This window comes from Streptomyces sp. NPDC048415 (assembly GCF_040651675.1).
Taxonomy (GTDB): domain Bacteria; phylum Actinomycetota; class Actinomycetes; order Streptomycetales; family Streptomycetaceae; genus Streptomyces.
In genome coordinates this window covers 1-19,404 of the sequence record NZ_JBEZKJ010000047.1, presented here as the reverse complement: position 1 = coordinate 19,404, position 19,404 = coordinate 1, and the positions used below count along the sequence as shown (strand labels likewise).

18 protein-coding genes and 2 pseudogenes are annotated in these 19,404 nt (G+C 69.5%); 10 read left to right on the top strand and 10 right to left on the bottom strand.

Annotated elements, in window-relative coordinates; translation table 11 throughout:
* Positions 1-14 precede the first annotated feature (14 nt).
* The 4 genes and pseudogenes from AB0D27_RS27005 to AB0D27_RS26990 all read right to left on the bottom strand — a co-directional run bounded on the left by AB0D27_RS27005 (position 15) and on the right by AB0D27_RS26990 (position 3,187).
* Positions 15-1,197 (bottom strand): annotated as a pseudogene (locus AB0D27_RS27005) (SfnB family sulfur acquisition oxidoreductase).
* 4 nt (positions 1,198-1,201) lie between these two features.
* Positions 1,202-1,756 carry an NADPH-dependent FMN reductase gene (ssuE, locus tag AB0D27_RS27000; RefSeq protein WP_362513767.1) on the bottom strand — a complete coding sequence of 185 codons (555 nt, stop codon included), beginning with the start codon at positions 1,754-1,756 and terminating at the stop codon, positions 1,202-1,204.
* A 53-nt stretch (positions 1,757-1,809) separates the two neighbouring features.
* Complete coding sequence (sfnG, locus tag AB0D27_RS26995; RefSeq protein WP_362513764.1) at positions 1,810-2,934, bottom strand: dimethylsulfone monooxygenase SfnG; 1,125 nt, start codon at positions 2,932-2,934, stop codon at positions 1,810-1,812.
* Between the two features lie 175 nt (positions 2,935-3,109).
* On the bottom strand, positions 3,110-3,187 hold the full coding sequence (locus tag AB0D27_RS26990) for a putative leader peptide (protein WP_353962479.1): 78 nt from the start codon (positions 3,185-3,187) through the stop codon (positions 3,110-3,112).
* 143 nt (positions 3,188-3,330) lie between these two features.
* Here AB0D27_RS26990 and AB0D27_RS26985 point away from each other — a divergent pair, with 143 nt between their 5' ends.
* Entirely contained in the window at positions 3,331-4,257 is a 927-nt protein-coding gene (locus AB0D27_RS26985) for a LysR family transcriptional regulator (protein WP_362513761.1), read from the top strand.
* Between the two features lie 30 nt (positions 4,258-4,287).
* Here AB0D27_RS26985 and AB0D27_RS26980 read toward each other — a convergent pair whose 3' ends face one another.
* Positions 4,288-4,455: a hypothetical protein gene (locus tag AB0D27_RS26980; RefSeq protein ID WP_362513759.1), complete on the bottom strand. Its 168-nt coding sequence runs from the start codon at positions 4,453-4,455 to the stop codon at positions 4,288-4,290.
* Positions 4,456-4,705: 250 nt separating this feature from the next.
* On the opposite strand from AB0D27_RS26980, the gene AB0D27_RS26975 reads away from it, so the two are divergent.
* A complete protein-coding gene (locus AB0D27_RS26975) occupies positions 4,706-5,437 on the top strand; it encodes a DUF4142 domain-containing protein (protein ID WP_362513757.1) in 732 nt (243 codons plus the stop codon).
* 4 nt (positions 5,438-5,441) lie between these two features.
* On the opposite strand, the gene AB0D27_RS26970 is transcribed toward AB0D27_RS26975, so the two are convergent.
* The gene (locus AB0D27_RS26970) at positions 5,442-5,873 is read right to left on the bottom strand and encodes a hydrolase (protein WP_362513754.1); all 432 of its coding nucleotides are present in this window, start codon (positions 5,871-5,873) and stop codon (positions 5,442-5,444) included.
* Positions 5,857-6,729, bottom strand: coding sequence for an MBL fold metallo-hydrolase (locus AB0D27_RS26965; RefSeq protein ID WP_362513751.1), 873 nt, complete (start codon positions 6,727-6,729; stop codon positions 5,857-5,859). Before AB0D27_RS26965 ends, AB0D27_RS26970 begins: the two co-directional genes overlap by 17 nt.
* 88 nt (positions 6,730-6,817) lie before the next feature.
* On the opposite strand from AB0D27_RS26965, the gene AB0D27_RS26960 reads away from it, so the two are divergent.
* Both AB0D27_RS26960 and AB0D27_RS26955 read left to right on the top strand, forming a co-directional pair.
* On the top strand, positions 6,818-7,420 hold the full coding sequence (locus AB0D27_RS26960; protein WP_362513749.1) for a TetR/AcrR family transcriptional regulator: 603 nt from the start codon (positions 6,818-6,820) through the stop codon (positions 7,418-7,420).
* 172 nt (positions 7,421-7,592) lie between these two features.
* Positions 7,593-8,033 (top strand): SPW repeat protein, encoded by a 441-nt coding sequence (locus AB0D27_RS26955; RefSeq protein ID WP_362513747.1) that lies wholly within the window; start codon positions 7,593-7,595, stop codon positions 8,031-8,033.
* Positions 8,034-8,156: 123 nt separating this feature from the next.
* Here AB0D27_RS26955 and AB0D27_RS26950 read toward each other — a convergent pair whose 3' ends face one another.
* Positions 8,157-8,924 (bottom strand): metalloregulator ArsR/SmtB family transcription factor, encoded by a 768-nt coding sequence (locus AB0D27_RS26950; protein WP_362513885.1) that lies wholly within the window; start codon positions 8,922-8,924, stop codon positions 8,157-8,159.
* 153 nt (positions 8,925-9,077) lie between these two features.
* Between AB0D27_RS26950 and AB0D27_RS26945 the strand changes: the two genes are divergently transcribed.
* Positions 9,078-9,659 carry a GNAT family N-acetyltransferase gene (locus AB0D27_RS26945; protein ID WP_362513744.1) on the top strand — a complete coding sequence of 194 codons (582 nt, stop codon included), beginning with the start codon at positions 9,078-9,080 and terminating at the stop codon, positions 9,657-9,659.
* Positions 9,660-9,793: 134 nt separating this feature from the next.
* A pseudogene (locus tag AB0D27_RS26940) lies at positions 9,794-10,433 on the top strand (hypothetical protein); the annotation flags it as partial.
* Positions 10,434-10,468: 35 nt separating this feature from the next.
* Here the strand turns inward: AB0D27_RS26940 and AB0D27_RS26935 are convergent.
* The gene (locus AB0D27_RS26935; protein ID WP_362513741.1) at positions 10,469-11,929 is read right to left on the bottom strand and encodes an APC family permease; all 1,461 of its coding nucleotides are present in this window, start codon (positions 11,927-11,929) and stop codon (positions 10,469-10,471) included.
* Positions 11,930-12,110: 181 nt separating this feature from the next.
* On the opposite strand from AB0D27_RS26935, the gene AB0D27_RS26930 reads away from it, so the two are divergent.
* Complete coding sequence (locus tag AB0D27_RS26930; RefSeq protein ID WP_362513738.1) at positions 12,111-13,310, top strand: ROK family transcriptional regulator; 1,200 nt, start codon at positions 12,111-12,113, stop codon at positions 13,308-13,310.
* Between the two features lie 121 nt (positions 13,311-13,431).
* Entirely contained in the window at positions 13,432-16,158 is a 2,727-nt protein-coding gene (locus AB0D27_RS26925) for a sugar-binding domain-containing protein (protein ID WP_362513735.1), read from the top strand.
* Between the two features lie 49 nt (positions 16,159-16,207).
* Here the strand turns inward: AB0D27_RS26925 and AB0D27_RS26920 are convergent, their stop codons facing one another.
* Positions 16,208-17,650 carry a hydrolase gene (locus AB0D27_RS26920; RefSeq protein ID WP_362513732.1) on the bottom strand — a complete coding sequence of 481 codons (1,443 nt, stop codon included), beginning with the start codon at positions 17,648-17,650 and terminating at the stop codon, positions 16,208-16,210.
* A 231-nt stretch (positions 17,651-17,881) separates the two neighbouring features.
* Between AB0D27_RS26920 and AB0D27_RS26915 the strand changes: the two genes are divergently transcribed.
* Together AB0D27_RS26915 and AB0D27_RS26910 are read left to right on the top strand one after the other, a co-directional pair.
* Positions 17,882-18,145, top strand: coding sequence for a GlsB/YeaQ/YmgE family stress response membrane protein (locus tag AB0D27_RS26915; RefSeq protein ID WP_362513730.1), 264 nt, complete (start codon positions 17,882-17,884; stop codon positions 18,143-18,145).
* Between the two features lie 210 nt (positions 18,146-18,355).
* Positions 18,356-19,243 (top strand): GNAT family N-acetyltransferase, encoded by an 888-nt coding sequence (locus tag AB0D27_RS26910; protein WP_362513727.1) that lies wholly within the window; start codon positions 18,356-18,358, stop codon positions 19,241-19,243.
* Positions 19,244-19,404: the final 161 nt, after the last annotated feature.

Below are 19,404 nucleotides of genomic sequence, written 5' to 3'. Positions count from 1 at the left end.
GGGGGAGTCCGGGGTTACAGCAGGCCGTGGCGCGGTGGCTTCGTGCCGTTGAGGACGTAGCGGCCGATGTGCTGGACCTTCCAGCGGGCCGGGTCGTGCAGGGTGTGGGTGCGGGCGTCCCGCCAATGGCGGTGCAGATTGAGAGAGTGCAGGGCGGAGCGGGTGCCGCACAGCTCGAAGAGGGCGCTCGCCACCTCCACGGCGGTGGCGGAGGTGTGCGCCTTCGCGGCGGCAACGGCGATGGACGCCTCGGCCGACGAGTCGTCGCTCAGGTCGTCGCGGGCCGCGTCGACCGCCCGGGCCGCGGCGCCGAGCAGCGCCTCGCAGGCCCGTACCTGGAGGGCGAGTTCGCCGAAGCGCTGGATGAGCAACGGGTCCTCGGCCGCGGTGTCGACGCCGCTCTCGAACCAGGGGCGGCTCTTGGTGCGGACGAACTCGACAGCCTCCGCGAGTGCGCCCGCCGCGATCCCGGCGTCGATGGCGGCGTGCAGCAACTGCGCCACGGCACCGTGGAGTTGCGGCCCCTGGAAGGTGAGGTGGTGGGGAACCACGCGGTCGGCCGGGACGGCGACGGAGTCGAGGCGGACGGTGCCGCTGGCCGTCGTGCGCTGTCCCATGCCGTCCCAGTCGTCGACGACCGTGACTCCGTCGGCGTTGCGGGACGTAGGCGACGTGCAGGTTGTCGTCCTCGGCGCGGGCCAGGACCGGGATCCAGTCGGCGAAGAGCGCGCCGGTGGAGTAGTGCTTGACGCCGGTGAGCCGGTAGGAGCCGTCGGGCCGCTGTTCCAGGCGGGTACGGATGTCCTGGACGTGCCGGGTGCCCGCCTCCGACTGGGCGTTGCCGAAGCGGCGGCCGGCCAGGACCTCGCTGAAGAAGAACTCCTTCTGTTCCGCGGTTCCTTGACGGCGTATCACGTTCACGTACACGAAGTGGTTCTGCGGGATCTGGGCGAGGCTGGCGTCCGCCGAGGCCAGCAGCCGGAAGATCTCCGCGAGGGTCTCCTGGCGGACGTCTGCTCCGCCGTGCGCGGCGGGCACGGTGACGGCGAGCAGTCCTGAGGCGGACAGGCGCTCCAACTCCTCGCGAGGGAGCCGCCGTTCGGCGTCCCGCGCCGAGGCTCCGGCACGGAACTCCTCGGCGAGGGCGGCGGCGACGGCGAGCGCCTCGACGTCGTCGGCGATCACTTTGGCGGTCACCGTGTCAGCCCGCCGCGGCCAGCAGGGGCGTACGGCCCAGGGCGGCCGAGAACTGGTCGACCACCTGGGTCAGGGCCTCGGCCGTGGCCGGTGCCACGGTGACGCTGCCGTCGTCACCCGTGATGATGTCCTTGTCGAGGGTGAACCAGCCCTGGACTATGTGCGCCGCCCCCATGGAATTGAGGACCGGGCGCAGCGCGTAGTCGAGCGCCAGAACATGCGCGGTGCTGCCTCCGGTGACCAGCGGCAGCACGGTCTTGCCGGTCAGGGCGTACTGCGGCAGAAGGTCGAGCAGCGCCTTGAGTACGCCGGAATAGGCGGCCTTGTAGACCGGGGTGGCGATGACGACGCCGTCGGCCCGTGCGAAGAGTTCGGTCACCTCGACGATGGCGGGGTGTTTGAAGTCGGCACCGAGCAGTGCCTCGGCGGGGATCGTACGGACGTCGAGCGGGATCACCTCATGTCCCTGGGCGGCGAGCCGGGCGTCCAGGTGGCGCAGGAGCTTGGCGGTGCGGGAGGAGACGGACGGGCTGCCGGAGACGGACAGGACGGTGGACATGAGCCCTCTTTCGTGAGCGGGAGTTCCGCGTGAGCGGGGTGCCGAGGCGGGTGTCAGACGTGCGCGGGGACGGACTCGGGCTCACTGTCCGGGAGTTGGGCCTCCAGCTCGCGTACGAGGGGCAGCACCCGGCGGCCGAAGTACTCGACCTCCTCGTGATAGTGCAGGAACCCGAGGAGGAGGAGGTCGACGCCGAGGCGTTTGTAGGCGACGATGCGCTCGGCGATCTGCTCCGGGGTGCCGATCAGTCCCGTACGGAAGCCGTCGTTGTACTGGACGAGGTCCTCGAAGCTCGAGTCCTGCCACATGCCCTTGCCGTCGGCGGTGGACTGTCCGGCCTGCTTCACTGCCGCACCGAACCCCTCGACGGCCTCAGTGTCGGCCTGGGCGACGATCTCACGGAGGGTGTCGCGGGCCTCGGCCTCGGTGTCGCGGGCGATCAGGAAGCCGTTGAGGCCGAACTTGGGGGCCCTGCGGCCGACTTGGGCGGCCGACGCACGGACGTCCTTGATCTGCTCGACGACGCCGTCGAAGTCCTTGCCGTTGGAGAAATACCAGTCGGAGACCCGGCCCGCCATGGCGCGGGCGGCGCTGGAGTTGCCGCCCTGGAAGATCTCGGGGTGCGGGCGCTCGGGCGTGTTGAGGGGCTTGGGCTTGAGGGAGAAGTCGCGCAACCGGTAGAAGTCACCGGCCAGTTCCGTGTGGTCCTCGGTCCAGATCTGACGCAGGGCCTGGATGAACTCCTCGGAGCGGCGGTAGCGCTCATCGTGCTCCAGCCAGGGCTCGCCGAGGGCGGTGAACTCGCCCTTGAACCAGCCACTGACGACGTTCACCGCGAAGCGGCCGTTCGACAGGTGGTCGGCGGTGGCGCCCAGTTTGGCGAGGACACCCGGGTGCCACAGGCCCGGGTGGACGGCGGCGATCACCTTCAGGCGCTGGGTGGCCAGGAGCAGGGCGAGGCTGAAGCTGGTGGACTCGTGCTGGAACTCGGCGCCGTAGCTGGCCATGTAGCGGACCTGGCTGAGCGCGTAGTCGAAGCCGTTGTTCTCGGCGACAACGGCGAGTTCGCGGTTGTAGTCGTAACCCCAGTCGGTGCGCTGCTCGATCTTGCTGGTGACCAGACCACCGCTGACATTGGGGACCCAGTAGGCGAAGCGGACGGGCTCGGTTGCGGACACGGAAGAACTCCTGGTGTGCGGAACGAGGGCATGACGAATTGAGGCCCGGAATTTCACAGGGAATGCGGGCGGTGAAATGGGTGCGGCAGCCGCGGAATGCAGCGGGGCGCGGCCTACGGGAAGAAATCACCGGGACGGAGCGGTCCGTGCGAAGGGGACCCTACCGTCGGGATCGTCAGACTTCGCGGCAACAGAAGGAGCTGGAGACACGCGCGAGGTCGACATGGCGTCGCCGCGTGAGGTCCAGTCGCATCTTCATGTCGTCGATCGTCGCAGCCCCCGGTCCGGGCAGTCAAGGAATAGCCGACCGGTCTCGCATCCCGGACCGGCGAATTTAACGAAGGCGTGACAGGGAAACCCTTGAACCCACCACGCGACCGGCCCCATTCTGCTGCGGTGCGAATAGAGCAGCTGGAATACATCGCGGCGGTCACCAGGCTCGGATCGTTGCGCCGGGCCGCCGAGGAACTCCACCTCTCCCAGCCCGCGTTGAGCGAGACCGTACGGAATCTGGAGCGCGAGCTCGGCGTCGATCTGCTGGAGCGCAAACGGTCCGGGGCGAAGATGAGCGCCGAGGGACGGGAGCTGCTGCCGCACATCATCAATGTGCTGGACGCGGTGGACCGGCTGCGGGGCGCGGCCGGCGAACAGCATCGGATCAGCCGGATGGTCCGCGTCGGCACGGTGAACGCGGCGACCGTGCCGCTGCTCTTCCCCACGGTCCGCGATTTCCGTGCGACGCACCCGCTGACCCAGGTGGAGGTGGTCGGCGCCCAGCAGTCGGAGATCCACCGGGCCCTGTTGGAGGGCAGCTTCGACCTGGGTCTGGTGAACCATCTCGACGGCGACGACCTGCCCGCCGACTTCGAGACCACCGAACTGCTGCACGGCCGACCGGTGTTGTGCGTACGCCCGGACAGCCCGCTGGCCGCACTGGACACGGTGTCGGCCTCCGACCTCCTCGACGGCCACGAGCCGCTGATCGCGATGCGCTCCGGCTACGTCATGCACCGCTATCTCCACCGGCTCCTCGAGGGGCACGCGCCTTCGTTCTCGTACTCCACCGACGGCGCGGAAATGGGCAAGCTCATGGTCGCCGAGGGCCTCGGTGCCACGGTCCTGCCGGACTTCAGCGTCATCGGCGACCCGTTGGAGCGCCGTGGCGCCATCACCTACCGGCCGCTCGCCGACGACACGACGCGGGTCCTGCTGATGCTCCAGCGCCGCAGAGCGGACTCCGTCCCACGCGCCACGGGTGACTTGTACGACGCGTTCGTGCGCAGGGCCGGTGAGCTGGGCGGCAGCCTGGCGCCGCCGTCCTGAACCGGCCCTCGCCCGTCCCGGTCGGGTGGCTCAGTCCTCGTCTCCGGCGGGAACCACCACGAGGAAGGCGTCCGACTTCAGATCCATCACCACCGTCGCGGGCAGCCCCTCGGTGCGGCGTCGGGCCGCGTATTCCTCCGCCGTCCAGGATCCGCGCGGAGCTCCCGCGGGAAATCGCTCCAGCACCTTCGTGCCCATACCGGCAGACACCTCCAGGTCTGATGTTCGGCTCGGAGGGACGAGCCCCTTGGGGTGCGCATGCCCGCGTTCTGCACGGACATGTCCGAGCGGGCGGCCGTAGATTTTACCCGGAGTAGAGATTCCTCCCCCGACCCCGGCCGTACTGGTGGGCGTCCGAACCACTCGTACCGGATCCGTTCGCACGGATCCCCGCGCGGCTCACCGGAGCGTGAGGCTCTGGGCTGCCGCCCCGCCGCCAGGAGGCTCAATGCGCATTGCACGGAACGCGGGAACCCTTTTCGTGGCCGGCGCGTTGACCATGACACTGGCCGCGCTCGCCTATCCCGCCGTGCTCGGGCTGCAGAACACCTCCAGTTCCCCCACTCGCGTGATCGCCAACACGGCGTCGGGCCCGCTGACCGAGGCCGACCGGGACTTCGTCGTGAAGGTGCGCGCCGCCGGGTTGTGGGAGTACCCGTCCGGGCAGCTGGCCCTGCAGAAGGGCACCACCCCGGCCGTCAGAACCGCCGGTCAGCACCTCATCACGGGCCACGCCGCGCTGGACGCCACCTGCCGCAAGGTCGCCACACAACTCGGCATCACACTGCCCAACAAGCCGTCCCCGCAACAGCAGGGCTTCGTCGCGACCTTGAGCGGGGACGGCGGCAAGCAGTTCGACACCGACCTCGCCAACATCCTGCGGGTGACCCACGGGCAGATCTTCCCGGTCATCGCCAAGATCCGGGCCACCACCGAGAACACCCTGGTACGCCAGCTCGCCGACCAGGCCAACGACACCGTCCTCGACCACATCACGGTGATGGAGAAGACCGGACTGGTCAACTTCGACCAGGTGCTGTTCCAGGAGACCAGCAGTCCCAAACTGCCCCAGCAGAATCTGACGCCACCGCCACCCCAGCCGGGCGAGCCGACCGTGGTGCTCACGCCGCCCGCGGGCGGCGCCTCGGCTTCCGTGTCGCCCAGCCCGACGGTGAGGTGAGCGGTCACGTACCCGTGGGCCGTACGCGCTTGAACCCCAGCAAGGTGCGGTAGCGCTCCCGCGCGGCGAACTCCTCCAGGGTCCATACGGCCGGACGGCCCACCTCGGCGCAGAGGTGGAGGATCCGGACCTCCCCCACGACGACCCCGACGTGGGCGCCCCATGGCTCATGGTCCGCATTGAAGAGGGCCAGGTCCAGCGGCCGGGGAACGGCTACCCGCTCGGTGAGTTCGGCGTCGGCCCACAGGTCGCTCGACCGCCAGGCGGGGACGTCCAGCCCGAAGTGCCGGAGCACTTCATAGGCGAAGAACTGGCAGTTGGCGCCTTCGGCGAGCCCCGGCTTCTCGGCAACCGACCGCGAGCCGGGGAAGCGCCGGCCCACGTACGGCGTTGTCCAGACCCCCGCCGGCAGCTCGTCCTCACTCGGTTCCGGCAACCCCGTCACCACCCGTGTATCGCGCCAGTTCCCACGGGTCGTGCGCGCTGAACACGTCGACCTCGTCGCCGTGCAGGCGCACCAGTTCCCGCAGACGTGCGTGGTTGCCGAGCCGCAACGGCCTGTCCACCTCCGTGATCTGCTGGAGGATGTCCATGCCGGGGTGCCCCTCGGGGCGGTCGGGGTCGACCTCGCGGTGGAAGTAGTAGGCGTCGCCGCAGTGCAGCAGCCAGCGGCCGGAGTCCCCGACGGCTATGGCGCTGTGGCCGCGGGTGTGACCGCCGAGCGGCACGAGCAGGATCTCCGCGTCCAGGCCGTCCAGCGGGCGGACCGCGTCGAACCCGAACCACGGCTCGCCCGAGGGCCCCGCGTACGTCACCCAGTGCGGCCGGTGCGCCCACTGGGCGGGGCGGTAGCGGAGCCGGTCCTCGGGGTGGGCGCCGGGTGCCGCCATGGCCGCGCGGTGTTCGGCCTCGCTCAGGTGGACCTTGGCCCAGGGGAAGTCTGCGAGACCGCCCGCGTGGTCGAGGTCGAGGTGGCTGAGCACGATGTGCCGGACGTCCTCCGGACGCAGGCCGAGGGCGGTGATCCGGTGCAGCGCGGTCTCCGCGAGGTCCAGGACGGGCTGGGCGCGGCCGAGGAACTCCGCGCCGAGGCTCTCCTCGGGCCGCGCCACGGCGGTCGTACCGATGCCGCTCTCGACCAGGACGAGTCCGTCGCGGTCGGTCTCGATGAGCAGACAGTGGCAGACCGCCGGCAGGCCGCCCTCCTCGGTGTCGATCGTTCGCATGGAACCGCAGTTCAGGTGGTGGATCTTCACGGTGAGTCCCTTCGCACGGTCGCGGGTGCCGCCCATGGCAGCGGCGCGGTGATTCCACTGAGCCTGTCACAGATAACGAACGTTCGGAAGCTAAGTGCGAACGGTCGTTAGGTAAAGTGGCCTCATGAGTCCGCGCAAATCCGTCGCCGAAGCCGCCGCCACCCGCGACCGGATCATCGAGAGCGCCCTCGCACTGGCCTCCGCCGAGGGTCTCGAGGGCCTCACCATCGGCCGGCTCGCGGCCGTTCTGGAGATGAGCAAGGCCGGGGTGATCGGCCACTTCGGCAGCAAGGAGGCGCTCCAACTCGCCGTACTGGATGCGGCGGTGGAGCTGTTCCGGCTGCGGGTGCCGGCGCGCGCGGTCGGCGCGAGGTCCGGCACCGAGCGACTGGCACGCGCCTTCGACGAGTGGATCGACTACATGGCCGAGGGTGAGGCCCACGGGGGCTGCTTCCTCACCTCGGTGGCGAGCGAGTTCGACGGCCGCCCCGGCCCGGTCCGCGACGCGGTGCTCGACGCGCTCGCCGCGTGGTCGGCGTATGTGGCGACGGAACTGAACACCGCGGTCGAGACCCGTGAACTCCCCGAGCGCACCGACGTGGACCAGCTCGTGTTCGAGCTCAACGGCGTGGCCCTGGCGGCCAATCAGTCCATCCAGCTGCACCGTGACCCACAGGCGCCCACGCGGGCCCGCCGCGCCATCGCCCGTCTGCTCATCGCCCCTTGACGCGCCGGCATCGGCGGGCGGGGCGGCAGAGCGCGTCACTCACGCCTCTGCGGCCCCCTGACCCTACACATAAGGAAGAAATAAGCGCAGAATGGATGTATGCGGCGCCTACCGCATACCGCATCAGAGCGGTCGGTCCGTAGAGAGCGAAAGAGATCGAAGGAGACGAGTCATGGCCAACGTCTCGCACCCCAGGGGTGACATCACCAGCCACCCCGATGCATCCGAAATGCGGGCTCGGTATGACCGCATGCTCGGTGGTCGCGATGTGGCACTCGTGGACGGACCGGTGTTCCTGCTCGGTCTGTACTGCGCCGTGTCCCCGTGGATACTCCACTACACGACGAGCCAGCCGCCCCTGGCCACACACAACCTGGTCATAGGCATCGCCATAGGCCTGCTGGCCCTCGGTTTCACCGTCACGCCGGAGAGGATGTACGGCCTGAGCTGGGCCATCTGCGCGATGGGCACGTGGATGATCATCTCGCCGTGGATCGTCGGCACCAGCCCGGACACCGGAGTCGTGCTCAACAACATCATCATGGGCGCCCTGGCCGTGGTGCTGGGTGCGTTGTGCGCGGTCACGGCGACCAGGAGCACTCCCCGGGCGTAGCACCGGCGGCACGGACAGCAGCGACAGAAGCGGAGGACAGCGGAATCCGCAGGCCGGCCCGCCTCGCGCGGGCCGGCCTCGTCGCTTCCGTTCAGCAGGGGCTGCCGTTCGCCGCCGCGCGGCTCAGCGGTTCGGCACCAGCCACGGCTCCTGCGGCAGCGGATTGCCCGTCTCGAGCAGGGACTTCAGATTCGACAGCACCGCCGGCCAGCCGGAGGCGACGTCGCTCAGCGCGCCCTCGTCCGGCAGGTCCTCGTGGGTCACGGTCAGCCGGACGATGTCGGCGTGCGGCCGGATGTCATAGGTGACCCTGGAGTGCTTGTCCTCCTGACCCTCGTCCTCAGGAGAGGCCCAGGTGGTCACGAGGCGGGTCGGGCGTTCACTCTCGACGACGGTGCCGATCACGTCGGCGATGCCCGAGCCGTCCGTACGCCGGTGTTCCCAGCGGGAACCCGGCTGCCAGTCCGAGACATTGCTGTGATTCCAGTAGGCGGCGGTCAGGTCGGCGTCGGTGAGCGCGTCCCAGACCTTCTCGGGCGTGCTCTGGATGTAGATGACGTACACGAAGTTCGGCTTGTCGGTCATGGTTTCCTCGGCTCGTCGTTTGAGGGCGCTGAGCGCGCGAAGGCGCTGGCGCTCGAACTTGTCGATCCACCGCTCCTGGATCTCATGAAGCGGCACCGGATTGAGGTAGTGCAGCTTTTCCCGCCCCCGCCGCACGGTGCTGACGAGGTTGGCGGCCTCCAGGACGGCCAGGTGCTGCGTCACCGACTGACGGGTCATGTCGATGCGCTCGCACAGCTCGCCGAGCGTCTGACCGCTGTGCTCGTGCAGCCGGTCGAGGAGCTGCCTGCGGGTCCCGTCTGCCAGCGCCCTGAAGACCTGGTCCATTCCGGAGTCATTCTCTGATCGCACACTCAACGTTATGCAGGCAATACCTTGCATGTCAATGCGAAGTGCGGCGGTACGGTGCGCCGAGCAGCCGAGCCCGTACCTCACGAGGCACCCTTGGCCGCCGCCCCCCGCGCGCGGCAGGATCAAGTGATGGAGAGCCGACCGACGTTCGACTTCCCCGGGCCGCTGCACATCGAAGGGCTGGGGCTGCAACTGCGCGAGTGGTCCGACGACGACATCGCGGACCTCGTCGCGATCTACGACGATCCCGAGATCGACCGGTGGACGCCGGTCGCGTCACCGTTCGGCACCGAGGCGGCACGGGCGTATCTCGCCGCCGCGGAGCAGAAACGTGCCGAGCGGCGGACGGTGCAGCTGGCCATCACCACGGACGGTGGCCGGCCGCTGGGTGAGATCCTGCTGTTCCGCGGCGCGACCGACGAGCGCGACCTCGAACTCGCCTACGGGATGGGAGCCGCGTACCGGGGCCGGGGGCTCGCGACGCGCGCGGTGCGGCTCGCGATGCGCTTCGCGCGCCGTCGGGTCGGAGGGCGGCGCGTGGTGCTGTGCATCGAGGACGGGAACACGGCGAGCGAGGCCGTCGCCAAGGCGACCGGGTTTGTGCTGACCGACGACGAGCCGGTGATCCGCGAGGCGAAGGGCCGGGAGGTCGTTCTGCGGATCTGGAGCCGGCTGGGCGACGACGTCCGTGGCGAACGACACGACGCGTGACAGCGCTCTCGACCTGTCACGCGGAGGTCCTGCTCATCGGCGGGCGCACGGGCGTCGTCACGTCCACGGTGGGCGGGGAGGTCGTCCTGCGGATCGCTGGGCGGCGACGACGTCCGTGGCGAACGACACGACGCGTGACAGCGCTCTCGGCCGGTCGCGCGGAGGTCCTGCTCATCGGCGGGCGCGCGGGCGTCGGCAAGTCCACGGTGGGCGGGGAGGTTTCGGTCCGGCTGCGGGCCGCGAAGGTCGCTCACGCGGTGATCGAGGGCGACTTCATGGGGCATGTGCATCCGGCGCCGAAAGGTGACCCGCACCGCGCCGCGGTGACCGAGCGGAACCTGCGGGCGGTGTGGAGCAACTTCGCCGAGCCGGGCTACCGGCGTCTCGTCCACACCAACACCGGGAGCGTGCTGCCCGACTCGGCGGGCTTGCCCGAGCGGGCGATGGGAGCGGACGTACGTCGCGTGCGCGTCCTGCTGACCGCCACCGACGAGACCACCGTCCGGCGGCTCGAAGGGCGGGAAATCGGCTCCGAAGTGGGGCGGGAGGTCGAGAGAAGTGGAGCGGGAGGTCGAGAAGAGCACCTGGACGGCACGGCTGTCGGACAAGCGGGCGCCCGCGGAAACCGTGCGAGTGGCCACCGACAAGCGGGCGCCCGCGGAAACCGTGCGGATGGCCACCGACAAGCGGGCGCCCGCGGACACCGTGCGGATGGCGACCGACGACCGCGCGGTGACCGACATCGCGCGTGAGGTCGTGGCCGCCACCGGCTGGATACCGACCCCTGATACGAGCGGGCGCCCGAACCGTCACGCCCCCGCGGGCTCCGCGTCCGGCGCGGGCGCGGGCGCGGTCAGATACTCCTCGGTGATCTCCTTCGGCCCGAAGGGCCACACCTTCTCGAAGCGTGCCCACAGAACGTAGGCGATACAGCCGAGGGCGAGCCAGGCCAGGGACCATTCGATGGGGTGACGGCCCGGGGAGTTCTTGTCCGCGTATCCGTAGATGGTGAGCCAGCCCGCGAGGGCGAGGAAGCTCGGCAGGGGGTAGAGCCACATCTTGTACGGGCGGCGCAGGCCCGGCTGCCGTTTGCGCATCACCGAGAGGGCGACGATCTGCGCCAGTGCCTGGACGATCACCATGACAGTGGTGAGCAGTTGGATGAGCGTGGCCAGGTCGGTGTGCCGGCCGATGAGGAAGCCGATCGCCGTGATCACGCCCATGGTGGCCAGGCCCAGCATCGGGAAGCGGTGCTTGGGGTGCAGTTTGGCGTAGGGGCGGAAGAAGACGCGTTCGCGGGCGGCGTCGTAGGGCACTCGAGAGCCGCCGAGCAGCCCGGTGAAGACCGAGGCGAACGCGGTGATCAGGATGAGCACCGTGACCGTGTCGGCGGCGCCCTTGCCCCAGGTCTTCTCCAGCACCGCGGAGGCCACGGAGGTGGAGGCGATGTCGCCGGGATCGGTCATCCGGTTCCAGTCGATGACGCCGAGCGTGCCGATCTGCAGCAGCAGATAGATCGCCATGATGCCGAGGATCGAGAAGATGATGGAGCGCGGCAGCGTGCGGCCCGGGTCCTTGATCTCGGCGCCCATGTAGGCGGTGGTGTTGTAGCCGAGGTAGTCGTAGATACCGATGGTCAGGCCCGCGGCGAAGCCGATCCAGAAGTGGCTGCTGGTCAGCTCGAAGGCGTGCGCCGGGTAGGTGAAGGCGAGGTGGGCGCTGAAGTCGGTGGCCGCGGCGACGATCACCAGGGCGACCGAGGCGATCATGACGGCCCACATGACGGCGGTGATGCGCGCGATGTGCTCGATCCCCCGCCACAGCAGGATGACGACCAGGGCGACGATGCCGAGCCCGATCAGGTCTCCGGTCGTCCTGCCCATGTCGGGTGCCAGATAGCCCAGGTACTGGACGAAGCCGACCACGCCGGTGGACATGATCAGCGGGATGAAGAGCATTGCGGTCCACACGAACAGGAACGGCATGAGGCGTCCGGTGCGGTACTGGAAGGCCTGGCGCAGATAGACGTAACTGCCGCCCGAACCGGGCATCGACGCACCCAGCTCGGCCCAGACGAGGCCGTCCGCGAGCGCCAGCAGGGCGCCGGCGACGAAGCCGATGACCGCCTGCGGGCCGCCGAACGCGGCGACCATCAGGGGGATCGTCACGAACGGCCCGATGCCGCACATCTGGCTCATGTTGATGGCGGTGGCCTGGAACAGGCCGACGCGGCGGACGAAGCCGCCGGTGGGTGGCGGGCTACCGGACATGGGGCCTCCTGAAGCAAGACGCGGGGAGAGGTACGAGTGACGGCCGACCTCAGTGGCGCGGCCGACGGATCAAGGGCGGCGGGTGACCGGCCGGCGCTGGGCTCCCCTTGGCTCGCCCGGCGAGGCTGACTGGGCGATAAAGTTAAGGAGCCTTACTAGATGCGTCAAGAGGGTGTCATGAATGCGTGAGAATGGTGCGATGCCCGCCCGCGACGCCCGCGAGCAGCCCGAACAGACCTGGAACCGCCGACGGCTGCGCAGCACCAACGAGCGGCTGCTCCTCGACCGGCTGCGCACCGGCGGCGCGGCCTCACGCGCACAGCTCGCCCGCGAGACGGGCCTGTCGAAGCCGACGGTCTCCAGCGCGCTCGCGGCTCTGGAGGAGGCAGGACTGGTCCACGAGGTCGGCACGCACACCCCCGAGCGCGGCCGTATCGCCGTGCTCTACGCCCCCGACCCCGGGGCCGGATACGCGCTCGGCATAGACATCGGCCGCGGCTGGCTGCGCGTCGCGGTGGCCGACCTGGACGGCGCGGTGGTCGCGCGGGCCGACGTACGCAACCGGGCCCGCACCTCCGGCGCCATGGCCGATCTGGTGGTTTCCACCGCCCACCAGGTCGTGGCCAACTCCGGTGTGGGCGCTCACGAGGTGGCCCACGCGGTGGTGGGCACGCCCGGCGTGTACGACGAGAAGCAGCGCCGGGTGCGGTACGCGATGCATCTGCCCGGTTGGGGCCGCGCGGGTCTCTTCGACCGGATGCGCGAGGAGCTGGGCATCCCACTGGAGGTGCACAACGACGCGAACCTGGCGGCGCTGGGCGAGTACACGTACGGAGTCGGCGCGGGCACCCGGCTGTTCGCGTACATCATGATCGGCACCGGTCTCGGCATGGGCGTGGTGAGTGAGGGGCGGCTGTTCACGGGAGCGCACGGCGGGGCCGGGGAGATCGGCTTCCTGCCGTGGCCGGGGCGGCAGAAGCCGGAAACGCTGGAGGACGCGGTGTCGGGCGTGGCCGTCGTCGAGGCGGCGCGGCACTTCGGCATGACCGGGCAGCTCACGGCGAAGGCGGTGTTCGACGCGGCGCGCGAAGGACATTCCGCCGCGGTGCAGGCGGTTCGGCTGGAGGGCGAGCGGATCGCGCACACGGTGGCGGCGGCGGCCGCGGTGCTCGATCCCGATCTGGTGGTTCTGGGCGGCGGGGTGGGCCACAGCGTCGACCTGCTGCTGCCGCTCATACGCGAGACCCTGCGCTCCCTCACACCGTTGCGGCCGAAGATCGTGCCCAGTCGGCTGGGCGAGGACGCGGTGCTGCTGGGTGCGGTGGCGACGGCTCTGGGGACGGCGCGGGACGTGGTGTTCGAGCGGCGGTCGGTCTCCTGAACGGCGCCTGCGGTGATTGACATGAGTTACGCAGCCGCCTAGCTTGTGGGGCCAGTTAGTAAAGTTTCCTAACTTGCAGTGTCGTAGCGCGGATGCTCCCCCATCCCCCAAGGAGACCACCGTGTTCCACCGCCCTGCCTCACGACGGCGCCTCGCCACGGCCGCCGTCGCTCTGGGCCTCCTGTGCACCCTCACGACGAGCGCGTGGGCCGGGGATCGTAGCCCTGGGCCGCCCGCCGCGCCGCGCGCGCGGGTCACCGCGGTGACCTCCGCCGCGGGCAGTGCCACCGCGCTCACGGGGTACGCGATCCAGTCGAGCGCCAAGGTCAGCGACTCGGCGGCCGCTGTCTCGAGCCCCGGCTATCCGGCGAGCGGCTGGTACCCGGCGGGCTCCCGCTCCACGGTCCTCGCGGCGCTGCTCGCGAACGGGATGTACGCGGATCCGTTCCACTCGACGAACCTGCAGAGGATTCCGAAGGCCGACTTCGCCGTGCCGTGGTGGTACCGCTCCGACTTCACGGTCGCCGCCACCTCCGAGCGCAGCTATCTGGACTTCAGCGGGGTGATCTCGGCGGCTGACGTGTACGTCAACGGCCGGCAGGTCGCCAAGGCCGCCGATGTGGCGGGCGCGTACACGCACCATGAGCTGGACATCACCTCACTGGTGCGGGCGGGCACCAACACGGTCGCCTTCCGCATCCAGCCCAACGAGCCGAACAAGAAGCTCACCATGGGCTGGATCGACTGGCTCCAGCCGCCGCCCGACCAGAACATGGGCATCGTCCGCGATGTCCTGGTCCGCCGCGGCGGACCGGTCGCACTGCGCGACGCACACGTGGTGACCAGGCTCGATGTCCCCTCCCTCGCCTCCGCGGACCTCACGGTGAAGGCGAAGGCGCGCAACGAGACGGACGCCGCCGTGACGGCCACGGTCTCCGGGAGCATCGGTTCGGTGTCCTTCACCAAGACCGTCCCGCTCGCCGCGCACGAGACGAGGACGGTCACCTTCACACCGGCCGAATTCCCCCGCCTGCGTCTGACGTCACCGAAGGTGTGGTGGCCCGCGGGCATGGGCGGACAGCCGCTGTACGGCCTCGATCTGACCGCCTCCGTCGCCGGCACCGCCTCCGACACCGCGCACGACGACTTCGGCATCCGCGACGTGAAGGCGCCGCTCAACTCCGACGGCGCACGGCAGTACAGCATCAACGGCCGCAAGGTGCTGATCAAGGGCGGCGGCTGGTCCCCCGACGAGTTCCTGCGCTGGGACCGGACGTACGTCGAGGACCGGCTGAAGTACGCGCTGGACCTGGGCCTCAACACCATCCGCCTGGAAGGTCACATCGAGCCGGACGAGTTCTTCGACCTCGCCGACCGGTACGGCATCCTCACGCTGCCGGGCTGGGAGTGCTGCGACAAGTGGGAGGGGAACGTCAACGGCAGCGAGTCGGGGGACAAATGGACCGCCGCCGACTACCCGGTCGCCAAGGCGTCGATGGCCGCCGAGGCAGCGCGGCTGCGTGACCACCCCAGCGTCATCTCGTTCCTCATCGGCAGCGACTTCGCACCGGACGCGACCATCGAGAAGAACTACCTCGACGCCCTGAAGTCCGCCGACTGGCCGACCCCCGTGGTCGCCGCCGCCTCGGACAAGTCCTCACCGCTCAGTGGCAGTTCCGGCATGAAGATGACCGGCCCCTACGACTGGATCCCGCCGAACTACTGGTATGCCAAGCGCGAGGGCGGGGCCACCGGCTTCAACTCCGAGACCAGCGCGGGCCCCGACATCCCCACCCTCGACACCCTGCACCGCATGATGTCCCCCGCCGAGCTGGACACCCTCTGGAAGAACCCGGACGCCAAGCAGTACCACCGCTCGCCGTCGCCGACCTTCGGCACCCTCAAGATCTACAACGCCGCCCTGGCCGGCCGCTACGGCGCACCGACCGGCCTCACCGACTATGTACGCAAGGCGCAGCTCGCCCAGTACGAGAACGTGCGCGCGCAGTACGAGGCATACGGACGCAACGCCACCGACTCCGCGAAGCCCGCGACCGGTGTCGTCTACTGGATGTTCAACAGCGGATGGACGTCGCTGCACTGGCAGTTGATGGACCGTTACCTCGACCAGGGCGGTGCCTACTTCGGCGCCAAGAAGGCCAACGAGCCGCTGCACATCCAGTACTCGTACGACAACCGCTCGGTCGTGGTGGTGAACAACCGGCACGCGTCCGCGTCCGGACTCACCGCCCGGGTCACGCTCTTCAACACCGACGGTACGCAGAAGTACGACAAGGCGGCGAGCGGTATGAGCGTGGGCGGCGACGGGGCGCGGAGCACCGCGCTCACGGTGCCGTCCTCGGTGAGCGGGCTGTCGACGACGTATCTCGCACGGCTGATCCTGACCGATGCGAAGGGCAAGGAGGTCAGCCGCAACGTCTACTGGCTGTCCACCAGGCCGGACACCATCGACTGGGCCAACACCGACTGGTACTACACGCCGACGACCAGCTACGCGGATCTCAAGGGGCTCGACTCCATGGGGCGGGCGTCCGTCTCGGCTTCGGCGTCCACCTCTTCGGGCCCGGGCGGCACGTCCACGACAACAGTCACCGTACGCAACACCGGGTCGGGCAAGACGCCGTCGCTTCTCACCGATGTGCACCTCGTGGACGCAAAGGGCAAGCCAATGCTGCCTGTTGAGTGGTCCGACAACCAGGTCACCCTGTGGCCCGGCGAGTCGACGACTCTGACCGCCACGTACCGAACAGCCGATCTGCACGGGTCCACGCCTCGGGTGCGGGTCTCGGGGTGGAACACGGCGGAGCAGACCGTTCCGGCGACATAGGCGGAGGCGGGAGGAAGGGCGGGCCCGGGGGTTCGGGCCCGCCCTTCGCTCAGCTCACATTGAGCGCCGTGTCGTCGATGACGAACGACGTCTGGAGCGTGGAGCCTTCGGTGCCGGTGAATTTGATCGTGACAGTCTGCCCGGCGTAGGTGGTGCCGAGGCTGAAGGACCGCTGCGTGTAGCCCGAGGCCGCGTTCAGGTTCGAGTACGTGGCCAGGGTCGACAGGACCGTGCCGCTGCTGTTGACGACCTGGGCCTTGAGGGTGTCGTACGCCGTGCTGGTGCTCGTCTCGGCCGTGTCCACGTGGAGGTAGAAGCTCAGGGTGGCCGAGCAGCCGGACGGGACGGTGACCGACTGGGAGAGGGTGTCGGTGTTGGCCGAGCCGTAGCCGTTCAGCCATGCCTTGTACGAGCCGGTACGGGCGGCTTCGCTGCTGCTGTTGGTGATGACGCCGCTGGTGGCGGTCCAGGACGTGCTGCCGGACTCGAAACCGGGGTTGGCGAGCAGCTGGGCGGCCGTGCAGGTGCCGCCTCCGCCGCCACCGCTGCTGCCGGCGCCCGCGAGCCATTCGGTGGCGTTCAGGGCGAGCGCGGCGTTGGTGGCGCCGGTGTCGTTCCAGCCGTCGTACAGCGTGTTGCCGGACTGACCGGTACCGTCGTCGATCGGCGAACTGTCGCCCCAGAAGGCGACCTTGCCGCTGCCGAAGGTGCTGGTGGCGAAGAAGGCGCCGGTGTTTCCGGAGTAACCGGTCCGGTAGAGCAGGCCCTTGACGGCCGAGTTGTCGGCGGGCTTGAGGGTGGCCGTCGTACCGCTGGCGATCAGGCTCTTGGTGACGGTGCCGAACGAGCCGTGCAGGACCGCGTTGGAGCTGTCGCTGATGGCGCTCGGGTAGTCGGAGCTGATGCTCAGCGAATCGATGGAGAAGCCGAACGGGTCGGTGCTGTCGACGCTGTTGTTGGTCATCAGGTCGTTGAGGATCTCGACCGCGTCGTAGCCGTCGTTGTTGCGGTCGGCGCCGGTGTGGTCGGAGATCATGAACAGGCCGCCGCCGTTCTTCACGAACGTCATGATGGCGGTCTTCTCGGCGGTGGTGAAGAGCGTGTTGGGCTCGGGCAGCACCAGCTCGTCGAAGTTCGACAGATCGGTCGCCGCGGTGCCGCCGTAGGTGAGGCTGGAGCCCGAAGGCAGTGTCTTGAGGCTGTAGCTGCCCGTCTTCTGCAGGGCCACGCCCCACGAGGAGAGCGCGCCGGTCCAGTCGGTCTCGGAGGACGGGGAGGAGTCCTGGCCGAGCGGGTCGGGCTGGCTGGTGGAGATGATCCAGTCGGCGTTGCCTGCCGTCTCGGCGTGGCCATTGTCGAACAGGACGCGATGGGTGGTGGCCGCGTGGGCCGGGGCGGCGGTGGCCGCCTGGACGGCGGCGCCCGTGATGAGCAGTCCGAACACGGCCAGCGCCGTGGTGAGTCTGTGGCGGGATCTTCTGAATCCGAGCATCCGGCGGACCTCCGTGAGGGGTGGGGAGAGGCGGTGCGGGGCGCCAATTCTCCGCGCGTAGAACGGAAGTTGGCCGTCCTCCACGCGACAGATTCTTGAACGGTACATGGCGGAACGGTGGCTGAACAGGACGGCGTCTCAGCGCAGCCCGAGACGCCCGAAGCGGAGCGGACTGCCTCCGCGCCAAGGGGGCACATACATAACTGCGGGGAACGACAAAGAGGGGCGGAAATGGAGATCTCAGGCATCATCAGTGCCATCATCATCGGCATCATCATTGGTGTGCTGGGGCGGCTCGTCGTCCCAGGACGCCAGCGCATCGGCATCCTGTGGACGATCGTCGTCGGCATCGTGGCGGCGTTCATCGGCGCAGGGATCGCCGCCGCTTTTGGCGTCGCCGACACGAAGGGCGTCGACTGGATCGAATGGCTCATTCAGATCGGCCTGGCGGCGCTCGGCGTCGCGGCACTGGACCGGGCGAAGGCGCACCGCTGACGGGCGGGGCGGATGCGCGCGCGTGGTAGGGCCGCGTGAGTGCTTTCGCGGCGAGGCGCTGCGCGGCGGCGGGGCGCGGTCCGGTCGCTGTGCGCTTGCGGGCGCGGGCCCAGCTGGCCACGGCGGGCGCTCAATTGTGTTGCGGGGCTCGCGCCGGTACGGCTAGGTTCTGCGGGCTTCGCCCCCGCACGCCGACACCCAGGAGCGACCTTGCCGCCAGGCATCACGCCGCTGATCGATCCCGAGTCCACACCGTCGAGCCGGCGTCTGGCCTGGCTGGCCTCCGGTGCCGAGGGGGTACCCGTGGGCTCGGCGTTTGTGCGGCTGTTCACCAGGGAGGGGCAGGAGCATCTCTGCGAGCTGGAGATCGCCGTACACCCCGCCGAGCGGCGGCAGGGAGTGGGCAGCCGCCTCCTGGACGCGGCCGTCCGCGCGGCACGGGACGAGGGACGGCGGTCGCTGGTCGCGCAGGCAGAAGTCGGCTCCCCCGGCGACCGGTTCCTGGCGGCGCGCGGCTTCCGCCGGGTGCTGGCGCTGACGTACGCGTGCCTCGCGCCGGCGGACGTGGACCTCGCATGGATCACCGAGATAGCCGAACGGCCGCATGACCGCTACGAGTTGACGCACTGGGACGGCACCGTGCCGGCCGAGCTGGCCCGGACGTTTGCCGACTCCCGGCGGGCGATGGACGACATGCCGATGGAGGAGACCGACTACGGGAGGGTCGTGTGGGACGTGGAGCGGGTCGTGTCGGCCGCCGAAGCCATCGCCAAGCGCGGGGAGTCGCTCCATACGGTCGCCGCGGTGGACCGCTCGGACGGCTCGGTCGTCGGCTTCACCGAACTCGTCGTGCCCGGCGACGGCCGGGGCGACGGCCGGCACTACGGCACCGGAGTACTCCCCGAGCACCGAGGCCACGGACTCGGCCTGTGGATGAAGGCCGAGTCGATCCGCCTCGCCCGGCAGCGCTGTCCGGAGCTCGGCGGTCTCCTGACCGACACCGCCGACAGCAACGCACCCATGCGCCGCATCAATGACGCGCTCGGCTATCTGCCCACGCACCATGCGGTGGAGTATCAGCTCGATCTGCCAACTTGACCCGGTCGTAAACGGCCGGGCTTGGAGGTAGGGCACCACTGGCTGTGGTGTGGCCTCCTCCGTCCGGACACCTAGGAAGGTGCTGGGGCGCGTGACTCACGCCCCGCAATCCACACAGCCTCACCGCGAGCGGCGATGTTGTGGGAAGCATTCCGGTCGGC